The organism is Dyadobacter sp. 22481 (genome assembly GCF_052044875.1).
In the GTDB taxonomy this organism is placed as follows: Bacteria; Bacteroidota; Bacteroidia; order Cytophagales; family Spirosomataceae; genus Dyadobacter; species Dyadobacter endophyticus.
The window spans coordinates 289844-308914 of the sequence record NZ_JBQENV010000005.1; the positions used below are offsets into that span (position 1 = coordinate 289844).

Consider the following 19071-nt stretch of genomic DNA (forward strand, 5'->3'; position numbering starts at 1 on the left):
CTTATTTGGATTGTCTTACGGATTGCCGCGACTTCTCAGGAGGGTTATCACCTCTGAGGAAATCTATGAAATTTTCAAACCTTTTTTGACCTTCCGCGCGACCAGTAGCGCTCACCGTGCCACTGGTCGCGGTGTCCTTCATTTCCTGGAAGCTGCTATATTTTCTTACCTTTTCCATAGCGGCACTGCTTTTCCTTGTTTATAAAACACTGACATATACAGATAGGGTACAAACAAGCACAATGAACACTCGTGCCCCACATCAATCGGTGCAATCAAGTCCCAAATGAAACATAACCACAAGGCCGGCCGGTAGGTTTTCAAAATACTCCAATAAATGACCGATCACGCAACCTTCAATATTTCCTTCTCTACCCTTGACAAAAATTTGGAACGTGATTTCAATGTGTCCATATCCTTATGGGACGATAAATAAAATACCCCTTCCTTACTGGGATCGTCCAGAAGATAAAATTTATAACCGTATTTCACCTCTCCTGGTAACAGTTCGGTGCCTTTTGCCGCTGGTAAGAACTGATAAAGTATGGCTCCGAACTCCTTGAAAAAATCTGGGGTGTAAGGCGTTGTAAGGCGGTCCAGGTCTGCCGGCTTGGGAACGTGGTGCTGTATAAGTCTGGTTTTCATGGCTATATCTCTCCTTTTTCTCTCAGTGACCAAAATAACTGCTGGGCATTCTCAATAGCCTCCTTGCCTGTCCATCCCCAGAACGTTCCTGCCAGTGCATGCAACTTCTCGTTCATTACCACCGGCTCCTCAATAGAAGGAATTCCGTCACTCGGCCCCCAGCTATCAAACACCTCGCCTTTACTATCCAATATGATTTCATACGGCATTTTGCCGAAGCTCACCTGTTCTTTGTATTTGTCTATCACCAGGTTCATCGCCTTGATCGCGCTCCGCTCACAGTGCACCGGACCCGTCGCGCCCTGCATATACAGGACTAGCTGGTCCGCACATTCCCGGTTAGTGAATGCCGCCTGTGGCCGGAGGGTATCAATTCCAGCATAAACTACCCATGCATAATTCGGGGAGACAATGGGCTGTATTTTCCCCTTAAATTCCTGCTGCCAGACATTATACTTAGCAAGAAGGCTCTTTTCCACTGCTTCGATGCTGTACTCGTCAAAGTCCTCTTCCTCCCTGGTTTTTGTAGCTTCTAGTTTCATAGTTGTTGATGAATTTATGGCGATTAATTTTTACTCTGAATTTTCCAACCAGCTATAACATAGGGAAATAACTACATGGATCGGGCGCCCAGCAGAAGCCAGCGATATTTCCCGGCCTCTGTGGTTCAAAGTTCATTTGATAACCAAAATTAAAAAATGGTTTTCAAACATGCATCACAAATTGATATTTTTATTACCAATATTTTGATACAAATACTACCAACTCCATTAGAAGTATGAGGAATTGGCTTACTTGAAGGTTACACGCCCGCGGATCCGCAGAAAGGCTTGACTGTTAAAACCCTAAAAAGTCCGCAAGAGAGCCCGGAACCAGCCCCTTAGACGATTAATTACAACAACCAGAGAAATTCGCCGAGTCCTTCGCGCCGGTCCTGCTGCCCGTGAAGAATCACTAGTCCAATGCCGGAGAGTCCATGCTAGAAGCTGTATCCGTGATCGATGCTTCTATCATCGATTATTACCCTTGCTTTCAAGCTCAACCATCTTGCCTTAGAGACGACATCGTAAAAAATGTCGTAGCAGTCAATCGGCGCAATTTATAGAATGCCAAGGCGATGCCGGAGGCGCCCGAAGTTATATCGAACGCACTGATACCGTGATCAAGTACAGAGTAGGCGCAGTCAATTAAAATTTGCAGGCCGCCCGTTGCCATTGACTTTCGCTTTGATCAACACTGGCTTCATATTTCCCTCATCATCGATTTGCCTGATCCCGTGGTCTCATCCAGGGCATCCATCAGAAAATCATTACAAAGCCCTACGGTGATTATTTTTTGAATAAAAATCTATTTTTATTGTTTATCAATAAAAATTTATTATTTTGGGTACATAAACCTAAATTTCAGCAATGATATCAAAAACAAACAACTTCGTATTTTGGGCCTTATATGTTGTGGCCTGGCTTATTTTTGTCGGGCTGAGCATTGAAGCGGGGGGCCTGATAGTAAATTTCTTTTTCAGTCTGTATAATCCCGAATTTGTCCAAAATCTTTATCAAAAGTTGGACTTAACTGAAATGTATAAAGATAGTAGATTAGTTTTCTTCGGTGTCTATGGCTTTATTCTAAGCATTTCAATTTTAAAAGCTTGCCTATTTTACATAGTTATCAGACTAATGCACACAATCGATTTATCAAAACCGTTCAACGCTTTTGTTGCAAGGCAAATTTCGCAAATCAGTTACTACACCCTTTCAATTGGATTGTTAAGTTACATCGCCAGACAGTTAGCTAAAAATTTAATGCACCACGGTTTTGCCACCGGCAATCTAAACCAGTTTTGGGCAGACAGTCAAGCATTTATTTTAATGGGAGCTGTAATCTATATTATTGCGACTATTTTTAAAAAAGGGGTAGATATTCAAAACGAAATTGATTTAACTGTTTAAGTGATGGCAATTGTAGTAAATTTAGACGTTGTAATGGCTAAACGAAAAATGTCACTTAATGAGCTTTCTGACAAAGTTGGGTTGACTTTATCGAACCTTTCCATATTAAAGACAGGAAAAGCAAAGGCAATTAGATTTAGTACTTTGGAGGCAATTTGTAATGTATTAGAATGCCAGCCAGGTGACATTTTAGAGTATGTTAATGACCTGCAAAAAACAACGGCCCGCTACAAGGATTTGGCATAACGGCAGATGAAGTGCCATATTTGAGCATTAGAGTCTAATAAGCATTTGCCTTGAATGCCTCAACCTAAGGTAATCTATGAACTGATAGCTGCTGACGTTTAAACACTTCACTATTCTTTATTTTGGCTACTTGTAATTGAAACCTGAAATACCCCGGGTTGTATTTTAGCAGGTGTAACGACCCCATGCCGCATATGAATGTAGGCGAAAATCCTGAACCGTTATTTCAACCCATTAGCTAACTAATTACAACAACCAAAGAAACTCGTCGAGCTCTTCGGGCCGGTCCTGCTGACCGTGAAGGGCCGCGAGCCCAATGCCAGAGAGTCCATGGTAGAAGCTGTATCCGTGATCGATGTTTCGATCATCGACTAATACCTTGGCCTTCAAACTCAACCATCTTGCCTTAGTGGCGAGGTCGCGAAAAATATCGTAGCCAGTCAATCGGTAGAGCTTATCAAATGCCAAGGCGATACCAGAGGTGCCCGAAGCCATGTCGAGTGCACTGATACCGTGATCGAGTACAGAGTAGGCGCAGTCAATTAAAATTTGTAAGCCGGCTGTTATCCAATCGCCCCTGTGAAAACACATTCCTGCGCGCAGCAATGCGTATCCTTTACCCAGCTCCCCTGTCTGGAATCCGGGGTCGGTTTGGGTGTTGCTTAGATCATTGACGTTCTCGCAAATCCTTTCGGCCAGCGTTGAAACTCCGCCTATCCCCTCTTTTTGATCCACCAGCCCGATCTCTGCTGCCGCTGAAACAAACAGCAATGGCGCAGAAAGTCCTATTCGAAGATTCTCATTTCCGCACCCGGTAGCGCCGACAAAACAAGCCTCACCCCCGGCTGCCAAAGCTGAAACAAACCCTTTAATTGGCCCCGCGAAATGCCTCGCCCCTGCGTTAAACCGCCTGAGCGCATAAAGCGCCGCCCCAAGATCCGAATTTTCAAAACCAGCGATCTGGCAGCGGCGAGCCATTGCTGCAAGGGCGAGCTTGTCGATATCCTCAAAAAAAAACTCCTGCTCGATCTGGATAAAACCACGCTCAGAAAGCCTGTGGGAAACCAGGGCTAAGTCGGCAAAATCCAGCCAACTGGTCTTCCCAGAGACGACGCCATTGCAGCCACGATCAAATAGCTCCTGAACCTCTCCCCTAAGATCAACCCGCTCAAAGCTGGCACCATACTGGCTCATAAACAGGGCGCAGGAGAATGCTCCCTGGCTCAACCCACAACCAGAGACTTTCCAGCTTCCGCCTTGGATCACCTGGTAGATTTGCTCTAAATCGCTGGCAAGCACAGCTGGATATTCCATGTTTGACGATACTACACGATGCATATCGCAGGTTTTTGATACGAAATAAAATCAGAAATCACCCGCCGGACTAATCCGGCGAGCCCGATCTCATCTTGGGTTTTGCTGGATTCCACTGGTGGAAACCTCATTAGATGGAATAGGAAACGTATATCTGGGGCTACCTGGGGCAAGAACATATTCTTTACCCTCATGCCTTCTTCGAAGTGTGGTCTTAAATGCCTCCTGCATATTTAACCTACGCAGATCAGCCCATCTTAGACCACGGGCAACGAGCTCTTTTTTTCGCTCAGCGATCACGAGTCGCAGTGCCTGCTCGGCAGTTGCCGCAACAAGAGGCTTGAAAACTCCATTCTTGAAGCGCTTCACCAGAAGCGCGTTCAGATCCGATAGCGCAAGGCTGGTATTACCTAACCAGGCGTAAGACTCGGCCCTTGTCAGATAGACCTCATCGGTTGCCAGACCGCTAAAAAAGCCAAAGCTGCCTGCATAACTTCCCTTATAGAATACCGTCCCGTCAGCGAGCGTGTCAAAATAGCACTGCTTGCGCAGATCCCCCGAGCCGTAGCTCGCATAGAGCGAAGAATCAACCTGATAGTAAGGTGTAAAGAAAAACAGGTAAAAATTCATCCTGTTATAATAGAGCACTTCCTGATTGGCATCTTTGGGTGAATTAGGGAAGCTCAATTTGGCGGCCGGATCCAGATCATTAAAGTCGACCAATTTGCCAGAAAGGGCCAGGGACGCAGAAGCGCTCTTTTCGGCGCTTTCGTAATCACCCATCGCAAGCTGGACCCGCGCCATCAGCGCGTAAGCCGCCGCTCGCGACGGCCTGTTCTTCCAGACAGATTCGGCAGTGATCAGCTCGGCTGCCTGCCGCAAATCAGCCAGGATTTGCTGGTAGGTATCTAGCAAACTTGCACGTGGGACAGTCTTAGTCACCTCGGTCGTCAATTTCAGCGGTATTCCAAGCTGCGAGCGGGCACTGGCTGCCTCATAGGGAGGAGCAAACTGCTGGGCGAGCCCATAGAAGGCGTTGGCACGGTAGAAGTAAGCATACCCCATCAGATTGGATAGCTCCGGACCGGGGCTGAGCTTACCAGCACCCTCCAGAACCAGGTTAGCGGCAAATACAGCTTTGTAAGGCACATCCCAGTCCGCAGAGCCCGCTCCACTGTACAGATCGTCAGCCCACAGATAGGCCTGCCTTTCGACATACTCCCAGGATTGGAACTGCTGGAAGCTTGCCGTAAACTCGTCCCCGGCGATCAGGTTTAATCCCGGTGAATTCATGCTGTCAAAATTATCGAGCACGGCTTGATAGTCGGCCAAAGTCCTCGGAACGACCAGCGCCTTATCGGGCTTAACATCCAGAAACGAGTCCTGGCATCCCGAAAGCATGGCCAATATGGGCCAGATCAAATATTTCTTCATCGCTGTTCTCGTTTAAAAATTTGCGCGGATGCCCAGAGAAATGCTTCGTTGAGGTGGGGTCGTATCGACAAAATCAGGGTCTAGGCTGCCCTTCATTTTTTTCCAGATCACACCCAGGTTTGCCGCATATGCATAAATCTCAAAATCCCGGATAAAGCTGCCTGATGAAACTGCATTCCATGAATAACCCGCCCTGATATCCTGCAAACGGAGATGGTCTGCCCTTTCTACCAGATCCTGGGAGCCGGTATAGAATAAATCCCGGTTAGTGTTGGTCGAAGCGGGCATCGAAGGCACATGGGTTAGCAGCTCATCGCCTGGCTGTTTCCAGCGTTTTGAAAAATCCCCGTGGGCTGTCACGCCAGTCAATACCTGCGAGTAAAGCACCGAAGGCAGCCGCACGTAATAGGCAAGCCGGTAGCCGATATTGGCTGACAAACTCCAATTGCGCCGGCTGACCGTATTGCGCAGGCCGCCGAAGACAAGCGGACGGGAAGAGCCGTGGTAAACAAGCGAATTTAAATCTGCCACTGCCAGCAGCGCCGCGTAGTTCTTGCTAACCTTCCCATCAAGCCATCCTCTGGGATCCCCGTTCTCGGGGTCCAGGCCGGCCGAAGGCAAGCTGTACATTCCCGTCAAATAGCGCCCCTGGGTAGGATAACCATTCGCTGAGACTACATAATCGCCCCTAAGGTTACTGGACTTGGGAAGGTATTTGCTGACTTTGATGCTCGCATAGCTAAGGATAAACTGGGTTTGCCAGCTAAATTTACCCTGAAAGTTATTGCTGGTTAAAAGCACATCTATGCCTCTACCACTGGTATTAGCAGTGTTCCCACGGTAGTTGGTCAATCCCGTTTGCGGGGCAAGCGGAGCATCCCCTATCAAATCAAACCCTTTTTTGATGTAGTACTCTATGCTACCGGAGACCCGGCCGGCAGCTGTTTTAAAATCCACGCCGAAATTCATCATCCTAACGCGCTCCCAGCGCAGGTCGGGATTGGGCGGGTTGCGAATCAGCGAATATGGAAGACCGATCTCGGTCTGCGAAGCGATGCTATAATAGGCCGTAGTGTAAGCAGAGAGCGTCCTATCTATGTTACCATTGTAGCCGTAGGTGGCGCGTAGTTTCAGCTGCGGGAGCCACCTGGCATGAAAAAACTTCTCCTGGTGCACATTCCAGCCAACTCCAACTGAGTACAGCGGCACACCCCGCTGATTGGCATTCACCCCAAAAAGGTTGGACATGTCTTTTCTGCCGCTGGCCGAAATCAGGTATCTGCCATCGAAGGTGTAGGCTGCATTGGCATAATAAGAAACGAACCGGTCGGTCAGGCTGCTCATCCCGCCATATTGCGGGATCCGGTTGGAGGCGGAGGCAGGATTGATATAGGACTTAAAAGTAGACAGGTAGTCAACTTGTTGAAAGCTGCCCAGCGCGTCATCGTATCCATAGCTGCGCCACGCATTGGACTTTGTGCCCAGATCGCGCACTTCGGCACCAGCGATTGCGGTCAATTGGTGCTTCTCTAAGATCGTCTTCTCAAAGTTGGCTTGCGCCCGCGCGAAATAACCCGAAACATCAACCGCAGACTGATCCAGGATGTCCCCAACCGGCACTGGCCTTACTAGCCCTGTCTCGGAAGCAATCGTAAATCGGTTAACAAGGTCGCGTACCGTCCAGCTTTTCTGGTTTTGCTGCCGCCATCCACGCGAGCTGCTGCCTGTATACTGGAATAACCCCTCTGCACTTAACCCCGGAAGGATTTTGTACCGAAGCCCGGTATTGATGCGGTAGTCGAGCTGTCTGGTTTGATAATTGCGATAGCCCATCTCGTCCAGGGGCACAAAGCCCCAGTTCAGCAGTCCTTTCGAGGCCGCATCATCCAAAAAACTGTTGCGATAGTAGTGGCTGAGCCTGGCCGGGTTACCAGACTCGTCAGTGAAAGACGCATACGGGTAGACTGCGCTGGTGGATGTCAGATTGAAATAAGATAACCCGAGTGCATTGTCAATCACGCGCTGGCGGGTAAGGTAGACTCCCGTAGAAAGCTCGGCTTTGCCTTTTAAAAGTGTCAAATCGTTATTGGCACTCACAGTTACGCGCTCAGAGCTATTTCCAATCTGCGAGGAGAGTCCTTTATCGTAGCCAGCCGAAAGGTGAAAACGCGAGGCCTTTCCCCCACCCTGCAAGCTGAGTGCGTATTGTTGATTGACACTGTTTCGGTAAAGATATTTGCGGTAGTCATTTCTGACATCGACACTACGCAATGCGTTGATTTGTGCATCGGCGCTCCCGGCCGATATCTTTCCATCACGGGCTGCGATCAAAAGCTCGACCACCGGAGTGAGCGCAGGTTTGCCGGGGCTGTTTTCGGCGGTTTTGTAATAGCCTCTGGAAAACAGCAGCTGCTCCATATCGATGACCTGAGAGCTGGACATCCTCGGCAGGTAAAAAGGATCAGGCTTCTGGGTTACAGTCAGGCTGGTATTCAAGCTCACCCGAAGCGGCTGCTCGTAGGCTGCCTTTTTAGTGGTGATCACAATAACCCCATTGGCAGACTGCGCCCCCCAGATCGAAGCGGCTGCGGCATCTTTGAGCACAGTCACACTTTCAATATCATTAGGATTTATCGCGTTCAAATCACCCGTATAGGGGAAATTGTCCAGCACGATCAACGGGTCCGCTTTGGCAAAAATCGTGCTCTGCCCCCGGATCGAAATGTTGGTTTGGCTGCCGGGTTTGACAATGCCGCGGTTAAAGATCAGGCCAGGCGTTACATCTGCCAGCCGGCTGATCACATCCGGCCCCACGCTCCGGTTGAATAGTTTCTGATCTACCTGGGCAAATGAGCCGGTCGCGCGCTCTTTGGGCAGTTGCTGATAACCGATTGAGACGATCACCTCGCTCAATTGGCTGCTGCTGGCTTCCAGCTCTATATCCAAAGATCTCGCTACCGAAGCGCGGACCTCCTTTGTCTGGTAACCAATAAAGGAAACTGCCAGCGTAGCCGTATCGGCGGAAAGATTAAGTCTAAACCGACCCAGCGAATCAGCCATCGTTCCGTTGCGTGTGCCTTTAATGACTACCGAAGCCCCGGGTAAGATGCCCCCGTCTGCCCCTCGCACCCGCCCGGTGACTTCGCCGGATTTCTGCGCCCAAACCGCACCGCAGCTCAGCAAAAAAGCAATAAACAATATAGATCGTCTCATAGTGAAAGGGCTTACTTATTTTCGATCACCAATAACCAGCACCTGGATAGGCGCCTGAACCGGCTCTAACACAAACCCGTATTTGGCCAGCTCTGAATTCAGCGCTTTCAGATCAGACCATCCCGCAGTGAGCAGCATGTCCATCTTACCGGTAAACCCGGTTTGGTCGACTACCATCGTGTTCAGCCGTTGAAAGTAGTTCAAGCGGCGTATGATCTGCCCAACCGATGCATTGGAGACTTTCCATTCGTATGGTCCCAGGTCAAGAATGGTTTTCCCTCCACTGCTGGCCAGTGCCCGGGCTGTAGAAATGCGTTTCAGAGCCAGACAGGCCGTGTCCCGCTGCTCAACTGCCGAGGTGTATTCGGGAAAGAACATTTCAAGGTCTCGCTGCATTAGTTTGAAGGCCTGCTTTTCCTGATCCAGGCCGACTGCGAGCTCATAACAAAAGCCGTTGCCGTCCTGAAGCCATTTCTCATAGGGCCCGCCGACAAGTGATGAAGTCAACCGGCCCTTATCGCGCACCTCAAAAATGGTATTGGTTTCGTTGAAAGGGACTCCATTAAGCGCGTGAGCGATCTTGAAAAACCAGGCCCGCTCGCAATTTCGGACTGTGATCCGAAAGTGGGACGTGCTATCGCGCAGGATTGAATGTCCAAAGCCTATGCCGGGCGTGTACCGGGTGAAAAGCGAATGGTAAAGCATATTTGAACCGTCCCCACCGTTTCCACCCAGCATCATCGGCCAGTACGGGCTGTATGGAATCCTTTTCTCATCGCTTTTTTGCTCCATAACAGGCACAGTGCCTGAAAGCATCTTTGTAATATTAGCGGCGTTAAGCTCCTGCATGCCGGTGATCGCCCGGATCACACCGGAAGCGTCAATCCAGACATAATGCGGGACGGCATTATACGCAAACAAGCGTGATAAGGTAGTGTCACCCGTGACACCGGGTATACCTATACGTTTGGGATTACGGCGGTAATATTTTGAAAAGAAGGACTGGATCTCCTTTTCACTTTGATAGGTGACTGATAGGATCTGCGCCTTTCCATCAAATTGCCGCTGAAGTGAATCTAAGACCGGCAGCATCTTCACGCAAGGGCCGCACCAGCTCGCCCAGAAGTCAAGGATCAACAGTTTACCCCGGAAATCGGCAAGCGAAACAGTTGGTGAGCTGTAATCCATCACACCGGAAAGGCGTAGATCAGGTAAACGGTCACCGACCTGCAGGGGCCTGGACACCTGGCCACGCGCCGGGCTCCACATGACAAGCAGATAGTACGCAAAGAGCAAATACAGAATATAGGACAGTCTTTTCCCGGGAGAGCAATAAATGAATTTCATTGCAATGAATTTTGGAGTGAAACAAATGTGAACAGAACAGTAGGGCACGCCTCTCCTACCCGATTCGGTTCAGCGAAACGGTATTTGGAAGAGCAAGCAGGTACAGTGCTATTCGGGCTTGCGGATAATCAGCCGAAATATTAGGGTGGTCTTCATAACGGTAACAATGGTGTCAATGGTGAAACAATAATTGTTACTGAAAGCCTCAGAAAGTCGAGATGTGAAAGCAAGCCGCCCTTTTAAAGGGCGTGGATCTCAACTTATTGACATTAGAGGCACTGGTATACCCTGGAACGAATAAGCAAAACCCACGCCTAGGTCGTGAGCTATTCTGCTTGTCGTCTCGTTCCAAAAAATTACCAGTTTTTCTAATGTGAGACTCTAAGCGAATGCTTCAAATTTCTTTGTGAAGTATCGCAAGTTACTACGTTGCCGTCTTTGCTGGTCAACGGATGTAACCGTACAAATATAACAATTATTTTAATTTGATATATGATCATACGTCAAAAAATTTTCTGAATGGATGGACTTTCCTTGTATGGAAAGTAAAAATATAATTCTTCAAAAATTCGGGGAGGCAATACTTGAGGCAGCCAAAGAAAAGGATTTGAGTTTGAGGAAGCTTGCCGCGGCCTCTGGTCTTGAATATTCGCAGGTTCAACGGATAGCTAAAGGCAAGGTAAATTTAGCCTTGACGACAGTCATTTCTCTCTGTGAAGGACTGGAAATATCACCCTCAGAGCTTTTCACCAAAATGAAATGAGTACTCGAAGGAAGCCTCGGTGATAAAATTTAGCTAAACCTATTTCCTGGATACATCAAATAATGAGCTTCAACTAGTCTCCTCCAAACTCCCATTTTTGCATTACCCCTTGGTCGCTTTCGTGAGTGAACGCAAATAGCCTGTTCGAAATCTCATCATGCAAATAATAGTCGTCGGAATCTAAACGGTAGTAGATCTTTACGTTAGATGGGTCGCTTCCGGCCCAATCCATATCAGGGATATAATCGTCAAGGCGGAAATCATTGATCTGCCCTTCGAATGAAGCTCAGTGTCGACATAAACAGGATGGTCTGTTTTTAACATTTGGTTATCTCAGTAAAATGCAGCCTGATCCTGACAACTAGAAAGAGACCAATAAAAGGGTACAAAAAGGTACAACAAAACTTGTACTTTTCTGTACCCCTTCCCAGCGACTTACTTTGTAGCGTAACAAAAATCAACCGGCAACCCAAGGCTGGTCACTTCAAACGCAAACGTAAGACGCATATGTTTACCTCAAACCCCTGGGCTGTTTATGCGGGAATTCTCGCCGGTGCCCTGCTGATTTACTACACCTTCGTTGGATGGAAATATTTTCGAACCGAAATCAATAGCCTGCTTGGCGGAAGAACCAGGAAAGGGCAGTTTGACGCTGGCACTTTAAGCAAAGCAATTGGGAAAACGTCCGACCCGAGCCGTCCGGACCAAGAAATTTTAAACGAGCAGGACCCGCAGCCAGAATGGCAAAACGAAGAAATGTCCACCAGGGTAGAGAACCTTTATGAGCACCTGACAACAGAAATCGAAGAAGCCCATCAGAAAGGCTATGACAGGCAGGATCTGATCCAAATGCTTCAAATAATCCTGAAAGATTACCAGATGCTTAAAAGATCGCCTTTCCAGTTTGCGGTAAATAATCGTATTGACGCCGAGTGCGCAAAATATGGCTCCATACATCTCAGCGAGGGTGATAAAGGTGAGGTTTGGGGGATGTTTTAATGGAGCCCGCCCAACGATCTGACCCCTTCCGAGTTGCGGAAGGGTGTCAGACGGAGGGGAATCGTAAGTATGTTCAACTTAAACGGATAGAGGAGTATGAAAACGAGCAGAAAGAATCCACCGGTGAGGTACGCCCTTTCACTTACATTGGCTCTGGGCCTAATCAGCACAATCACATGGGCCCAGGACGGGGCAGCAGGTATCCAGGAAGCCGATTCACAAGTCAGATCCTACTTTGAGCCCGGCACAAACCTGATGTATGCCATCGGGGCAGTACTGGGTCTGGTTGGCGCAGTAAAGGTTTTTCAAAAATGGAATGCGGGCGATCAGGATACTGGCAAAGTTGCTGCGGCATGGTTTGGTAGCTGCATTTTCCTGGTGGTAGTGGCGACAGTATTGCAATCTTTCTTCGGACTCTAGGCCGGCAAAAAGGTAGGCTTAAAGGCTTGACGTATAAACATTACCGGCAACCTTTAAATGCCTACCTTTTGATCAAACACGCCAGATGAATCAAACAATTGATAGTATGGGAATTTACATCGGCGAGCGGCTCAGAGACTATTTATCGTTCCTTGTTCGCCTCAATAACCCCAGATATGGTTTCAAAACTTACAAAGTGATCAAGAGAAACCCAATAGCAGATGGCACGAATCACATATGTGGTAAACAAGGGAATCAATCGCAGCATCGTTTTTCGCGGGCTTAAAGGGCAGTACATCTGGTATGCAGGCGGGGCAATGTTCATGGTGATGATTATGTATGCGCTCATGTATGTCTGCGGAGTGAATACCTACCTGTGCCTTTTGATTGCCGTATGCCTGGCCGCCGCATCGATCATGACAGTCTACCAGCTCAGCAACAGCTTTGGCGAGCACGGTCTGAGCAAAGCACTGGCGGCCAGAAAAGTCCCTGGCCTTGTCAAGGCCACTTCCAGAAAACGGTTCATAACCAGGATTAAATCAAATTAAAGCAAATGGAAAAGCTACTCGATGATCTGCTACCGATACTGGATGTGGAGCATGATATGATCCTTTCGCGCCAGGGCGATGTAACGATCGTTTTCCGGGCAGAGATGCCCGAGATCTTCACGCTCTCTGAGCAGCAGTACGAGGCCTTTCATCAGACATGGGTTAAGGCCATCAAGATGCTCCCCTCCCGCGCTTTGCTGCATAAACAAGACTGGTTTGTTACAAAAGAATTTTCTGCCAACCGCTCAGAGCCAGTCAGCTTTCTAAGCCAGGCCAGCGACAAATTCTTTAAGGGAAGACCCTACCTTTCCCATGAATGCTATCTGATGCTGACCAAATCGCCCCAGGAAAGAAAACTATCCAGCTCGCTGACCTCTAACCTGATTCGCAGCTCGATTGCGCCTCGGCAGACGCTAGACAAAGCAGCGCTCGATGATTTTTTGGACAGTGCCACCCAGTTCAAACGTATTTTAGAGGACAGCGGCATGAGCCGGCTCACCCAACTACAAAACGATCAGCTGCTAAGTCAGGCGCGCCGGGCGGGCCTGATCGAAAAGTACGCGTTTCTGCTGACCGGCACTGATCAGAGGCTGCTGCGTGAGATCAGCTTTGAGAAGGGAATTCAGATCGGGGACAGACTATGCAGCCTATACACGCTGGCTGACGCGGCTGATCTTCCAGGGATTTGCAGCGCTGCGACAACCTATGAGCGCTACTCGACTGACCGCGCCAAATTCAGTGTCGGTTTTGCTAGCCTTCTCGGGCAGTTGCTGGCCTGTAATCACATCTACAACCAGTACGTCTTTACTGGCGAGGGTGAGAAGACGCTCAAACGCCTTGAAAGCAAAAGGCTCAGGCTGCAATCCCTTTCGATTTATGCCCGCGAGAACAGTCTGGCCCTTGAGGCCACCAACGAATTTTTAAACGAAGCCATCCGCGAGCAGCGGCTCCCGGTCAAAGCACATTTCAATGTGCTGGCCTGGACAGAGGAGCACGGCTCGGTCAAAGAACTAAAAAGCATGGTCTCATCGGCACTTGCCCAGCTGGACAGCTCAGCCAAACAGGAGACCTCCGGAGCCCCCCAGATTTTCTGGGCGGGCATACCGGGAAACGCAGCCGATTTTCCCATGAACGATACTTTCGACACGTTCGCAGAACAGGCCGCGTGCTTTTTCAATCTGGAAGGCCCCTACCGGTCCTCAAAGGGCAGCTTCGGGATCCGGCTTGGCGACCGGCTTACCGGCAAACCAGTACTGGTCGATATCTCCGATGAGCCGATCAAAAAGGGGATCTGTACCAATCGCAATAAGTTTATTCTCGGCCCTTCCGGAAGCGGTAAAAGCTTTTTTACCAATCACATGGTCAGAAGCTATTACGATTCCGGCGCGCATATTGTGCTCGTCGATGTTGGTCACAGCTACAAAGGGCTCTGCGATATGGTTTCGGGATACTATTTCACTTATGATGAGAAAAACCCGATCCGGTTTAACCCTTTTTACATAGCGAAAGGCGATGCGCTTGACACTGAAAAGAAGGAAAGCATCAAAACGCTGCTACTGGCGCTTTGGAAAAAGGACGACGAGACTTTCAGGCGATCAGAATATGTCGCCCTTTCAGTGGCGCTTGCCCAGTACTATGAGCACATTCAAGACAGCGGCATTTTTCCATGCTTTGATAGTTTCTACGAGTTCCTGCAAACCCAATTCGTGCAGGTACTCAAACAGGACCAGGTCAAGGACAAGGATTTTGATATAGGTAATTTCCTTTACGTTCTCAGGCCCTATTACCGTGGCGGCGAGTTTGACTATCTTCTGAACGCGAAAGAAAACATCGATCTTTTATCAGAGCGCTTTATCGTCTTTGAGCTGGATAACATCAAAGAACACCCGATCCTGTTTCCGATCGTGACCATTATCATCATGGAGGTTTTTATCTCCAAGATGAGAAAGCTCTCCGGCATCCGGAAAGTGATCCTGATCGAGGAAGCCTGGAAGGCAATCGCCAAAGAGGGAATGGCCGAGTACATCAAGTACCTGTTCAAAACGGTCAGAAAGTTCTTTGGTGAAGCGATTGTGGTCACTCAGGAAGTGGAAGATATTATCTCCTCCCCGATTGTCAAGCAGGCCATCATCAACAACTCGGATTGCAAGATCCTTCTGGATCAATCCAAGTATCAAAACAAGTTCGATCAGATCCAGGAGCTTTTGGGCCTGACCGAAAAGGAAAAGTCGCTGGTGCTCTCAGTCAACAAGGCCAATGACCCGCTGCTGCGCTACAAGGAGGTCTTCATCAGTCTGGGCGGGGCGCTCTCCAAAGTTTACCGCGCCGAGGTCAGCCTGGAAGAATACCTAACCTATACCACTGAGCAAACCGAAAAGATCAAGGTGCAGCAGTATGCCCAGCAGCTGGGCAGCATACAGGCTGGCGTCGCGGCCCTTGCCCAACAAATGCGCCGGAATGGCTAATCTCAAATCAAAGACTGATATGTTTAAAAAGGCATTTATCCTCACGCTGCTGCTACTGACAGCGACCACACCTATCAAACAGGCGCAGGCAGCAATTCCCTGGGCTGAGATTATCAAGCAGGCCGTCAAGCGCGTAGTCAGGGCAATGGACCTTTTAGTGCAGCGCCGGCAAAACCGGCAGATCCGCCTTCAAAACGCGCAAAAAGCACTTGAAAATGCGATGGCCAAATTAAAGCTCGATGAGATTGAGGACTGGGTCAAAAAGCAGCGGGAGCTTTATAAGGAGTACTATGAAGAGCTCAAAAAGGTAAAGGCTGTGGTCAGCTACTATTTCCGCATTAAAGCGACCCTTGACAAACAGGCCCAGATCGTCGGGCAGTACCAGACGGCTTGGGCAATATTCCGAAACGACAGGCATTTCACCGCAGCTGAGCTTGCCCAGATGGAAAAAGTCTACAAGGGGATCCTTCAAGAAACCGCCCGTAGCGTGGAGCTTTTGGAGCTGGTCGTTAAATCCTTTGCCACCCAGATCTCTGATGTAAAACGGCTTGAAATCATTGACCGGGCGGCAAAAACCGCAGACCAGATCTACGATGAGCTCAACACCTTCAACCAGGAAAACAAGCTGCTGAGCCTTTCCAGGGCCAGAAGCGAATTCGACGCCAAAGTCACTAAGGAGCTCTACGGCATCCAGTAAAAATAATCCTTATGAGAACACTACTGATCGCCTTATGGCTGGCGCTACTGGCCACGGGCGCCCATGCCCAGCTATTCAAAGAATGGTTCAGGCAGAACAAAACGCAGCGAGAGTACCTCAAGGAGCAGATCGTGCAGTTGAAGCTTTATTTAGAGCTAACCAAACAAGGGTACAAGATCGCCAAAGAGGGCCTTAACACGATCCATCAAATCAAAAACGGTGAGTTTAAGCTGCATAAAAACCGCTTTGATTCATTGCGCATTGTCAAGTCAGGGATCACCTCGCTCTTCCGCTTGCAACACATCACTGATCTGCATGGGAGCATCAATGAAGTCTGCGAGAAGTTGCCTGCTGAAATCGCTGGTTGCCGGCTGCTTGATCCGGCGCAGAAAAAGCGAATGATCACTGGCCTTAAAATGCTCTATGATGACTCCCAGGTGCTGATCGGCGGTTTTTTTATGGTGATCCGCGATGAGCAGGTTTCGATGACTGACAATGAGAGGATCCAGCGGATAGAGGGCATCTGCAAAGAATTCGAAGAGAATTACCTGTTGGCCCAGAACCTGAGGCGGGATCTGCGCCTGGTCTGCAAATCCGTCTCGGCAGAGCTGGAAGATATTGATAACCGCCGCCAATTGAACGGCATCAAATAACAGTTATATGAAAAAACTAATCCTTATACTGATGCTGGGCTTTGCCGCTCCGCTAGCCTCGCAGGCCCAAACCCAGGAAGTGACCCAGCTGATCCTAAACCTTGAAAAGCTGCGCGAGCTCAGGAAAATTCTGCGGGAGCTCAAAAAGGGGTATGACATCCTTTTTGAAGGCTACACCAAGATACGCGATATATCCCGTGGAAACTTCAAGTTGCACGAGGCGTTTCTTGACGGGCTCTTGCAGGTCAGTCCGGCAGTGAAAAACTACGGGCGTATAAAGGATATCGTTCAGATGCAGCTTGCCATCATGCGGGAATGCCAAAGCGCGCCCGGAGCGCTTTCAGCCTCCGGAGTATTCAGCGCCAAAGAGCTGGATTACCTGGGTAAGGTTTACAGTGAGCTCTCGGATGGAAGCCTAAAAAACCTGGATGCGCTGCTTGATGTAGTGACCGCAAAAAAGCTCAGGGCCTCCGATGATGAGCGGCTATCGATGATCGATTCGATTTATAAGGACCTCTCAGAGCAGCTGGTTTTTCTCAGGCACCTCAATAGCAACAACAGCGTTCTGGCCGCCCAGCGCAAGGACGAAAAGGCCTCGCTGAAAACAACGGAAAACATCTACGATATAACGCCCTAGGCTAAACAATCTGCTTATGAAACAGTTCAAAGCCAAGCTGCTGATTGCAGCTACCGGCACGCTAGTGCCCAGCCTCGCCTACGCGCAAGGCTACCAGGCGCAAATCCGAGGGCTGAACCGGGTGCTCGATGAGCTCTACTCGGAGATGCTCCCCCTTTGCGAGCAGCTGATCAGTGTCGGCCGCGGGATTGCAGCCTTTGCCGCCATCTTTTACATCGGCCACCGGGTCTGGCGGCACATCGCAGCCGCAGAGCCTATTGATTTTTACCCGCTGCTCAGGCCTTTTGTGATAGGCTTTGCAATCCTTGTCTTCCCATCGGTGATCGCGCTGATCAACGCTGTGCTCTCCCCTGCCGTGCGCGGCACTTCGGGCATGGTCACCGGTTCAGACAAAGCGATCGAGATGCTGCTTAAAAAGAAGGAGGATGCTATCAAAAGCTCCGAGTTCTGGGAGATGTACGTAGGCGATGACAGCCGGGGCAACCGCGAGAAATGGCTTAAATACATGTATGGTGACAGCTACTCGGAAGGATTCACTGACGGGATTGCCAATGATATTAAATTTTATATGGCCAAGCAGTCCTATAATTTTCGCAACTCGATCAAGGCAGCCCTGAGCGAAGTCCTAAGGGTGATCTTTGAGGCCGCAGCACTCTGCATCAACACGATCAGGACCTTTTATCTGATCGTTCTGGCCATCATAGGCCCGCTCGCATTCGGGATCGCAGTCTTTGACGGCTTTCAGTTTACGCTTACCAGCTGGATTGCCCGCTACATCAATGTGTATCTGTGGCTGCCGGTGGCCAACATCTTCGGGGCCATTATCGGAAAGATCCAGCAGAAGATGATTGCGATGGACATCCGTCAGATCCAGGGCTCGGGTGACACCTTCTTCAACGCACACGATATGGCCTACCTGATATTTCTGGTGATCGGGATTGTGGGCTATTTCTCGGTGCCTTCCGTGGCAGGCTACATCATTCACGCAGGAGCGCCCGGGGCGCTGCTGCAAAAAACCACGCGGGTCTTTGATGCTGCTAGTACTTCTGCCGGGCGCATCGCCATCCCAACGGCTCCCCTTTTGACGCCGCCGAAAAGGACTTCCAACTAAACTAAAAAGATATGTTTACCAAGACTCAGGACATCGAGCGCGCCTTCCGGCACATCCGCCTTTTTTGTTTCGCGCTGATCATTTGCTGCGCGCTTCTCTCAGCCGTTTCGATCTACCTCTCATTTGATTCGGCTGAAAAATCTGCCCAGAAAGTATACATCCTGGCCAGCGGGAAGGTGCTTGAAGCCTATGCCTCCGAGCGCAGGGAAAACATTGCAGTGGAAGCCCGCGACCACGTCAAAACCTTCCACCGGCTGTTTTTCACGCTGGCCCCCGACGAGAAGGTTATCACGGCAAATCTGTCCAGGGCATTGTACCTGGCCGACGCCAGCGCAAAAAAGCAGTACGAGGACCTTCGCGAGTCCGGGTTTTATGCAGGGGTAATCTCAGGAAACGTCTCGCAAGAGATCCAGATCGATAGCGTCAACCTGGACGCATCGGCTCAACCCTACACCTTCGAGTGCCGCGCCATCCAGCGGATTATCCGCCCGACCAGTATCGTATCGCGCAGCCTTGTAACGGCAGGGTCCCTCAGACCCGTCGAGCGAAGCGACAACAACCCGCACGGGTTTCTCATCGAGCGGTGGGTGACCACCCAGAACAAAGACATTCAAATTCAAACCAGATAAC

19 protein-coding genes are annotated in these 19071 nt (G+C 49.4%); 12 read left to right on the forward strand and 7 right to left on the reverse strand.

Annotated elements, in window-relative coordinates; all coding sequences use genetic code 11:
• Position 1 precedes the first annotated feature (1 nt).
• From ACTJJJ_RS29380 to ACTJJJ_RS29390, 3 genes are all read right to left on the reverse strand, one after another.
• On the reverse strand, positions 2-178 hold the full coding sequence (locus ACTJJJ_RS29380) for a hypothetical protein (RefSeq protein ID WP_426293784.1): 177 nt from the start codon (positions 176-178) through the stop codon (positions 2-4).
• Between the two features lie 167 nt (positions 179-345).
• Positions 346-645, reverse strand: a complete 300-nt coding sequence (locus ACTJJJ_RS29385; protein WP_426293783.1) for a hypothetical protein — start codon at positions 643-645, stop codon at positions 346-348.
• A gap of 2 nt (positions 646-647) precedes the next feature.
• Entirely contained in the window at positions 648-1187 is a 540-nt protein-coding gene (locus ACTJJJ_RS29390; RefSeq protein WP_426293782.1) for a hypothetical protein, read from the reverse strand.
• 867 nt (positions 1188-2054) lie between these two features.
• Between ACTJJJ_RS29390 and ACTJJJ_RS29395 the strand changes: the two genes are divergently transcribed.
• Both ACTJJJ_RS29395 and ACTJJJ_RS29400 read left to right on the forward strand, forming a co-directional pair.
• Positions 2055-2594 (forward strand): DUF2975 domain-containing protein, encoded by a 540-nt coding sequence (locus ACTJJJ_RS29395; protein WP_426293781.1) that lies wholly within the window; start codon positions 2055-2057, stop codon positions 2592-2594.
• A gap of 3 nt (positions 2595-2597) precedes the next feature.
• On the forward strand, positions 2598-2840 hold the full coding sequence (locus ACTJJJ_RS29400) for a helix-turn-helix domain-containing protein (protein ID WP_426293780.1): 243 nt from the start codon (positions 2598-2600) through the stop codon (positions 2838-2840).
• A 246-nt stretch (positions 2841-3086) separates the two neighbouring features.
• Here ACTJJJ_RS29400 and ACTJJJ_RS29405 read toward each other — a convergent pair whose 3' ends face one another.
• From ACTJJJ_RS29405 to ACTJJJ_RS29420, 4 genes are all read right to left on the reverse strand, one after another.
• Positions 3087-4154, reverse strand: a complete 1068-nt coding sequence (locus ACTJJJ_RS29405) for a hypothetical protein (protein ID WP_426293779.1) — start codon at positions 4152-4154, stop codon at positions 3087-3089.
• A gap of 90 nt (positions 4155-4244) precedes the next feature.
• On the reverse strand, positions 4245-5588 hold the full coding sequence (locus ACTJJJ_RS29410) for a RagB/SusD family nutrient uptake outer membrane protein (RefSeq protein WP_426293778.1): 1344 nt from the start codon (positions 5586-5588) through the stop codon (positions 4245-4247).
• A 12-nt stretch (positions 5589-5600) separates the two neighbouring features.
• Positions 5601-8801: a SusC/RagA family TonB-linked outer membrane protein gene (locus tag ACTJJJ_RS29415; protein ID WP_426293777.1), complete on the reverse strand. Its 3201-nt coding sequence runs from the start codon at positions 8799-8801 to the stop codon at positions 5601-5603.
• Positions 8802-8816: 15 nt separating this feature from the next.
• Complete coding sequence (locus ACTJJJ_RS29420) at positions 8817-10148, reverse strand: redoxin domain-containing protein (RefSeq protein WP_426293776.1); 1332 nt, start codon at positions 10146-10148, stop codon at positions 8817-8819.
• A 538-nt stretch (positions 10149-10686) separates the two neighbouring features.
• Here ACTJJJ_RS29420 and ACTJJJ_RS29425 point away from each other — a divergent pair.
• From ACTJJJ_RS29425 to traK, 10 genes are all read left to right on the forward strand, one after another.
• Entirely contained in the window at positions 10687-10911 is a 225-nt protein-coding gene (locus ACTJJJ_RS29425; protein ID WP_426293775.1) for a helix-turn-helix domain-containing protein, read from the forward strand.
• 507 nt (positions 10912-11418) lie between these two features.
• Positions 11419-11910, forward strand: a complete 492-nt coding sequence (locus ACTJJJ_RS29430) for a hypothetical protein (protein ID WP_426293774.1) — start codon at positions 11419-11421, stop codon at positions 11908-11910.
• A 96-nt stretch (positions 11911-12006) separates the two neighbouring features.
• Positions 12007-12330: a DUF4134 domain-containing protein gene (locus ACTJJJ_RS29435; protein WP_188927560.1), complete on the forward strand. Its 324-nt coding sequence runs from the start codon at positions 12007-12009 to the stop codon at positions 12328-12330.
• A 221-nt stretch (positions 12331-12551) separates the two neighbouring features.
• Positions 12552-12878 carry a DUF4133 domain-containing protein gene (locus ACTJJJ_RS29440; protein ID WP_426293773.1) on the forward strand — a complete coding sequence of 109 codons (327 nt, stop codon included), beginning with the start codon at positions 12552-12554 and terminating at the stop codon, positions 12876-12878.
• Positions 12879-12883: 5 nt separating this feature from the next.
• Positions 12884-15343, forward strand: a complete 2460-nt coding sequence (locus tag ACTJJJ_RS29445; RefSeq protein ID WP_426293772.1) for a TraG family conjugative transposon ATPase — start codon at positions 12884-12886, stop codon at positions 15341-15343.
• 19 nt (positions 15344-15362) lie between these two features.
• On the forward strand, positions 15363-16040 hold the full coding sequence (locus ACTJJJ_RS29450; RefSeq protein ID WP_440703729.1) for a conjugal transfer protein TraI: 678 nt from the start codon (positions 15363-15365) through the stop codon (positions 16038-16040).
• A gap of 11 nt (positions 16041-16051) precedes the next feature.
• The gene (locus tag ACTJJJ_RS29455; protein WP_426293770.1) at positions 16052-16693 is read left to right on the forward strand and encodes a hypothetical protein; all 642 of its coding nucleotides are present in this window, start codon (positions 16052-16054) and stop codon (positions 16691-16693) included.
• A 7-nt stretch (positions 16694-16700) separates the two neighbouring features.
• Positions 16701-17330, forward strand: a complete 630-nt coding sequence (locus tag ACTJJJ_RS29460) for a TerB family tellurite resistance protein (RefSeq protein WP_426293769.1) — start codon at positions 16701-16703, stop codon at positions 17328-17330.
• A 16-nt stretch (positions 17331-17346) separates the two neighbouring features.
• Positions 17347-18441 carry a conjugative transposon protein TraJ gene (gene traJ / locus ACTJJJ_RS29465; protein ID WP_426293768.1) on the forward strand — a complete coding sequence of 365 codons (1095 nt, stop codon included), beginning with the start codon at positions 17347-17349 and terminating at the stop codon, positions 18439-18441.
• Positions 18442-18452: 11 nt separating this feature from the next.
• A complete protein-coding gene (gene traK, locus ACTJJJ_RS29470) occupies positions 18453-19070 on the forward strand; it encodes a conjugative transposon protein TraK (protein ID WP_426293767.1) in 618 nt (205 codons plus the stop codon).
• Position 19071 lies beyond the last annotated feature (1 nt).